Raw genomic sequence first — 6,347 nt, forward strand, 5'->3', positions numbered from 1 at the left:
CGCAGACGCGCGCCGCGGGTCCCCTCGGCGGTGCCGGGCAGGCTCGCGTCCGCGACGAGCGCGGCCGCGGCGTTGAGCAGCACGGTCTCCCGCACCGGCCCGGTCTCGCCCGCCAGCACGCGACGCGCGACCTCGGCGTTGAACGACGCGTCGGCCCCGCGCAGGTCCTCGACCGAGATCCGCTGCAGGCCCAGCTCGGCCGCCGCGTCGAGCGACCGGGTCGTGACGGAGCCGTCACGCACCTCCCAGACGGTCGAGGTACCGGTCGCCGCGAGCTCGTCGAGGCCGTCGTCCCCGCGGAACACGAGGGCCGAGGTCCCGCGCGACGCGAAGACGCCGGCCACGAGCGGGGCCATGCGCGCGTCGGCGACCCCGACGGCGGTCGCGGGGGGCTGGGCCGGATTCGTGAGGGGCCCGAGGAAGTTGAACGCCGTCGGGATCCCGAGCTCCTTGCGCGCGACCGCCGAGTGCCGGAACGAGGGGTGGAAGACCTGCGCGAAGCAGAACGTGATGCCGACCTCCTCGACCAGCTGCGTGACCCGCTCCGGGGACTGGTCGAGGCGGATGCCCAGGACCTCGAGCACGTCGGCCGAGCCCGACGACGACGACGCGGCGCGGTTCCCGTGCTTGACGACGCGCACGCCCGTCCCGGCGATCACGACAGCGGCCATGGTCGAGACGTTGACCGTGTGCGCACGGTCGCCGCCCGTCCCGACGATGTCCACCGTCGGGCCCTGCACCGTGAACCGGGTCGCGTGGGCCAGCATCGCGTCGGCCAGGCCGCGCAGCTCGCCCACGGTCTCGCCCTTGGACCGCAGCGCGACGAGGAACGCCGCGAGCCGGACGGGGCTGACCTCGCCCGACAGGACCATGCCCATGGCCCACGCCGTCAGCTCCGGGCTCAGCTCGCGCCCCGCGATGAGCTCCGAGAGGAGACCCGGCCACGACGGCGCCGTCTGCTCAGGCACCAGGGAGGTGCCCTGGGGTGCGAGGACGGACGGGACGGTTGCCGGAGTGCCCGGTGTCGTGGTCACGGGATCTGCCCTTCATGAGGTCATTCGATCAGCGAGACGATCGCTCGCTGCAGCTCGATCGCGTCGAACGGCCGGGGGACGGCCTCGTCGGCGAGCGACCACGATGCTAGCCAACCGTCCTGCGGCCTGCCGGTGAGGACCAGAACCGGAGGACACCGGAAGATCTCGTTCTTGAGCTGGCGGCACAGGCCCATGCCCCCGGCCTTGTCGGCCTCGCCGTCGAGCACGAGCAGGTCCCACCCGCCCGCGTCGGCAGCGGCCACGACCGCGGTGGAGGTCGCGACCTCCTTCCAGACGATGTCGGGTGCTCCGGCCCGGACACGACGCCCGACGGCGAGGCGCACCTGCTCCCGCACCGTCACGTCGTCGCTGTAGAGCAGGATGTGCGGCGCGCGCGCGGCCTGGACCGGACCGACCTCGGACAGCGTGTCCTGCTCCGGGTGGGTGGTCGTCAGGTCGCTCGTCGTCGACGTCATCGTCGCCTCCTTCTGGGTCGGGTCTCGTCCGGTTCCCGGTCGAGCCTGCGTGCCTGCCGGTCGTCCGGTGGGAGACCACCGCGATCGCCGAGCCGGAGGCACAGCACTCCTGGGAATCTTGGCACGTCGCAGGCCCGGACGACATCCTCGCGCGCCGGGACGGACGCGGGCGTTCCAGGCCGTGGTCACGACCCCCGAAATCCCGCCGTTTCATGGCACTTCACCGTGATCCGTCATGAAGTGCAGGGCTTGGTGGGAGAATCTGGAGAGTTTGTGAGATTCGCCGCGCGCCACCCCCCGATCCAGTGGTCCAAATCGCTCCGCGGTCGGCCATAATGGCTGATGTGTCGACCGCAACGGCTGCCCCCCACGCCCACCAGCACGTGAGCGTCAACCGACCGAACCCTGTCTCGGTCGGGACGATCGTGTGGCTGGCCAGCGAGCTCATGTTCTTCGCTGGACTGTTCGCTATGTACTTCACCGCTCGATCGGTGATACCCGCCGAGGAGTGGGCTTCTCAGACCGAGAAGCTCAACATCCCCTTCGCCGTGATCAACACGTCGATCCTGGTGCTGTCCTCCGTGACGTGCCAGCTGGGTGTCCTCGCGGCGGAGCGTTTCCAGCCCGTCCGCACCGGATCGATCTTCCAGGTCAACCGGTGGGGGATGAACGAGTGGATCACGCTCACGTACCTCATGGGTGCGTTCTTCATCGGCGGTCAGGTCTACGAGTACGCCGAGCTCGTGCACGAGGGACTCACCATCTCGTCGCACCCCTACGGCTCGGTCTTCTTCCTGGCCACGGGCTTCCACGGACTCCACGTCGTGGGTGGTCTGATCGCCTTCCTGTTCCTTCTCGGTCGGTCCTTCGCCGCCAAGAACTTCGGGCACCACGAGGCCACCACCGGCATCGTGACGTCCTACTACTGGCACTTCGTCGACGTCGTGTGGATCGCACTCTTCTTCGTGATCTACATCCTCCGCTGACGCGGTGACGCCCGCGGCACCGATGCCCGGACAACCACATCTGCCCCCTGCACCCCCCACTTGCGAGACGAGGATCATTTCGTGAAGGCACTCGCCGCCCGCAGGCACCACCGCTTCGCACCGGTCGTGCTGCTGCTGCTGGCGCTGCTGGTCACCGGCGGCGTCTACGCCGCCTTTGCCCCGAGTCCAGCCAGCGCTGACACCGCCAGCACCGAGGACATCGAGACAGGCCAGAAGCTTTTCCAGGCGAACTGCGCCACCTGCCACGGCCCCAGCGCCGAGGGATCGGACACCGTCCCGTCCCTCGTCGGCGTCGGAGCGGCCGCTGTCGACTTCCAGGTGTCGACCGGTCGTATGCCCATGCAGATGGAAGGCCCCCAGGCCATCCAGAAGCCGCGCCAGTTCGACGAGGAGCAGACGGCGCAGCTCGCTGCGTACGTCGCCTCCCTGGGCGCCGGCCCGGCGATCCCCACGGACGAGCAGGTCGACGCCTCGCTCGGTGACCCGTCGAACGGTGCTGCGGTCTTCCGCACCAACTGCGCGATGTGCCACAACGCCGTCGGTGCGGGCGGTGCCCTCTCCGAGGGCAAGTTCGCGCCCCCGCTGTGGGAGACCTCGGAGCGCAACATCTACCAGGCGATGCAGACCGGACCGCAGTCCATGCCGGTCTTCAACGACATGAACGTGACGCCCGACGAGAAGCGCGACGTCATCGCCTACCTCGTCGAGCAGCGTGACGGTTCCGCCGGTGGACTCGACCTTGGTTCTCTCGGCCCCGTCAGCGAGGGCCTCTGGGTGTGGATCGTGGGCATGGGCCTGCTGATCGGCGCCGCTGTGTGGATCGGAGCGAAGTCGTCGTGAGCGACAACCAGCACTCGACGGACCTGACGAAGCAGGACGGGCACGAGCTCGACCGCTTCCAGGATCCGGGTATCCCGGCTCACAAGAGCCGGATGGCAGACCGTGACCCGAAGGCAGCCAAGCGTGCCGAGAAGCAGGTCGTGATCCTCTTCACGATCTCGATCATCGGCACCATCGGCATGCTCGTCGCGTTCTTCGCACTGCCCGAGGACACCTCGATCGCGGGGATCCGGACGGCCAACCTCATCATCGGGCTCGGCCTGGCGTTCTCGCTCCTCGGCATCGGCCTCGCCGCCGTGCACTGGGCCAAGACCCTCATGTCGGACCACGAGCACGTCGACGAGCGGCACGGCCAGCGCAGCTCTGACGCGGTCCGCGCCGAGGCCGTGCAGGCCCTCACCGAGGGCGCACAGGACTCCGGCATCGCCCGTCGTGGCGTGCTCAAGGGCGCGGTCGTCACCGCTCTCGCGCTCTTCCCCCTCGCGATCGCTGTTCCCCTCGTGGCCGAGGTGGGTGGAGACTGGAACGTCAACAAGTTCCGCCACACGCTCTGGAAGCCCAAGATGCGCCTCGCGCTCGACCCCTCGGGCCGCCCGATCAAGGCCGAGGACGTCACGATCGGCAGCGCCTTCCACGTCATCCCCGACGTGCCGGAAGAGGTGCGCACCTCGCACGAGTGGATCTCCGAGAAGGCCAAGGCAATCGTCCTGATGGTCCGTCTCGACCCTCGTGACCTCAAGGAGGCCGAGGACCGCAAGGACTGGTCCTACGACGGGATCGTCGCCTACTCCAAGGTCTGCACCCACGTCGGGTGCCCGGTCGCGCTCTACGAGCAGCAGACGCACCACCTGCTGTGCCCGTGCCACCAGTCGACCTTCGACGTCGCGGACGGCGCCAAGGTCGTCTTCGGCCCCGCCAAGCGGCCGCTCCCGCAGCTGCCGATCACCGTTGACGACGAGGGCTACCTGATCGCGCAGAGCGACTTCCTGGAGCCCGTCGGACCGAGCTACTGGGAGCGCCTCAAGTGAGCACCAGCACCGCGGGACCCGCTGAAGCGACCGCAGACTATCTGGACCAGCGGACCGGCATCGCCGGGGCCGTCAAGGAGTTCGCCCGCAAGGTCTTCCCGGACCACTGGTCGTTCCTCCTGGGCGAGATCGCCCTCTACTCGTTCGTCGTCCTGATCCTCTCGGGATTCTTCCTGACGATGTTCTTCGTGCCGAGCATGGGCCTGGTCACGTACCACGGCGAGCCCGCCACGATGGACGGCCAGCTCATGTCCGAGGCCTTCGCCTCGACGCTTCACACCTCGTTCGAGGTGCGCGGCGGTCTCCTGATGCGTCAGATCCACCACTGGTCGGCCCTGCTCTTCATGGCCGCGATCGTGACGCACATGATGCGCGTGTTCTTCACCGGGGCGTTCCGCAAGCCGCGTGAGCTCAACTGGATGGTCGGGTTCCTCCTGATGATCCTCGGCCTCGCCGCGGGCTTCACGGGTTACTCGCTCCCGGACGACGTGCTCTCCGGCAACGGTCTGCGCATCACCGACGGCGTCGTCAAGTCGATCCCGATCATCGGCTCGTACATGTCGTACTTCATCTTCGGTGGCGAGTTCCCGGGCGAGCACATCATCCCGAGGCTCTTCACGCTGCACATCCTCGTGGTCCCGGGCCTCATCCTGGCGCTCGTCGCCCTCCACCTGTTCTTCGTCGTGCTGCACAAGCACACGCAGTACCCGGGTGGCGGCCGCACCAACGCCAACGTGGTCGGCTTCCCGCTGTTCCCCGTGTACGTCGCCAAGGCCGGTGGCTTCTTCTTCGTGGTGTTCGGAGTCATCGCCGCGATGGGCGCCACGATGGCCATCAACAACGTCTGGAACTACGGACCGTACGACCCCTCCCCCGTCTCGGCCGGTGCTCAGCCCGACTGGTACATGCTGTTCCTCGAGGGTTCGCTGCGACTCATGCCGGGGCAGACGGAGTACGTGATCGCGGGCTACACGCTCTCGCTCAACATCCTGATCCCGGCGGTCGTGATCCCGGGCCTGCTGTTCACGTTCCTCGCGGTCTACCCGTTCCTCGAGGCGGCCGTGACCAAGGACAAGCGCGAGCACCACGTGCTCGACCGTCCGCGCAACGTCCCGGCCCGCACGGGCCTGGGCGTCGGCTTCCTGACGGCGTTCATCATCCTGGCCCTCGCCGGATCGAACGACCTCATCGCGACGCACTTCCACCTGTCGATCAACGCGATCACCTGGGTGTTCCGTGTGCTGCTCTTCGTCGGCCCGGTGATCGCGTTCTGGATCACCAAGCGCATCTGCCTCGGGCTGCAGCGCAAGGATCGCGAGCTCGTCCTGCACGGGCACGAGACCGGACGCATCGTGCGCTTCGCGCACGGCGAGTACATCGAGGTCCACCGCCCGCTCGACGACCAGGAGCGCTGGCTCCGTGTGAACTACACGGCGCACGCTCCCCTGGAGATCGAGCCGGCGACCGACTCTCGCGGTGTCCGCCGCAAGGGCTACAAGAAGGACCGCCGGATGCAGCGCCTGTCGCGCTTCTTCTACGAGGACCGGGTCGAGCCCGTGACCCCGTCCGAGGTGGCGGCGTCCCACTCGCACGGCGAGCACGACGCTCTCGGCGCCGCGGACACCACGCACGCCGTGGAGTCCGGTTCCGCGGTGGGTGGCGGCAGCCACATCGTCAGCCCTGACGACACCGGCAGCACCAAGCACTGACCCGCTCCCCTGCGGAGCACGACGACCCGTGAGACGGTCCGGCACCAGCCGGAACATCTCACGGGTCGTTCGCGTTCCACGGGTGTCGTGTTCGCTCGGTTTTGCACCGGCCGAACCTTTCGCCACAGTTGTCGCACCGTCCGCGGTACGACACACCGATCCAGGAGGCATTCCGGCATGGCTGTCTACACCCTTCCCGAGCTGTCGTACGACTACGGCGCACTCGAGCCCCACATCTCCGGCCGCATCATGG

At 68.3% G+C, this 6,347-nt stretch carries 6 protein-coding genes and 1 pseudogene; 5 read left to right on the forward strand and 2 right to left on the reverse strand.

The genetic code is table 11. The annotated features are described in order from the left end of the window. Positions 1 to 971 (reverse strand): anthranilate phosphoribosyltransferase (trpD, locus tag H9652_RS19290; protein ID WP_225228505.1); only part of this gene is annotated, 971 nt, incomplete at its 3' end. Between the two features lie 83 nt (positions 972 to 1,054). After that, positions 1,055 to 1,510, reverse strand: a complete 456-nt coding sequence (locus H9652_RS19295) for a hypothetical protein (RefSeq protein WP_225228503.1) — start codon at positions 1,508 to 1,510, stop codon at positions 1,055 to 1,057. 335 nt (positions 1,511 to 1,845) lie between these two features. Here H9652_RS19295 and ctaE point away from each other — a divergent pair, with 335 nt between their 5' ends. The 5 genes and pseudogenes from ctaE to H9652_RS19320 all read left to right on the forward strand — a co-directional run. Beyond that, positions 1,846 to 2,496, forward strand: a complete 651-nt coding sequence (ctaE, locus tag H9652_RS19300; RefSeq protein ID WP_138824252.1) for an aa3-type cytochrome oxidase subunit III — start codon at positions 1,846 to 1,848, stop codon at positions 2,494 to 2,496. Positions 2,497 to 2,577: 81 nt separating this feature from the next. Next, the gene (qcrC, locus tag H9652_RS19305; RefSeq protein ID WP_191798419.1) at positions 2,578 to 3,357 is read left to right on the forward strand and encodes a cytochrome bc1 complex diheme cytochrome c subunit; all 780 of its coding nucleotides are present in this window, start codon (positions 2,578 to 2,580) and stop codon (positions 3,355 to 3,357) included. After that, positions 3,354 to 4,385: a cytochrome bc1 complex Rieske iron-sulfur subunit gene (qcrA, locus tag H9652_RS19310; RefSeq protein ID WP_318244285.1), complete on the forward strand. Its 1,032-nt coding sequence runs from the start codon at positions 3,354 to 3,356 to the stop codon at positions 4,383 to 4,385. Before qcrC ends, qcrA begins: the two co-directional genes overlap by 4 nt. Next, on the forward strand, positions 4,382 to 6,094 hold the full coding sequence (qcrB, locus tag H9652_RS19315) for a cytochrome bc1 complex cytochrome b subunit (RefSeq protein ID WP_318244286.1): 1,713 nt from the start codon (positions 4,382 to 4,384) through the stop codon (positions 6,092 to 6,094). The genes qcrA and qcrB overlap by 4 nt, the downstream gene beginning before the upstream one ends. A 177-nt stretch (positions 6,095 to 6,271) precedes the next feature. Next, positions 6,272 to 6,347, forward strand: a pseudogene (locus H9652_RS19320) (superoxide dismutase); the annotation flags it as partial.

This window comes from Oerskovia rustica, assembly GCF_014836555.1.
Taxonomy (GTDB): Bacteria; Actinomycetota; Actinomycetes; order Actinomycetales; family Cellulomonadaceae; genus Oerskovia; species Oerskovia rustica.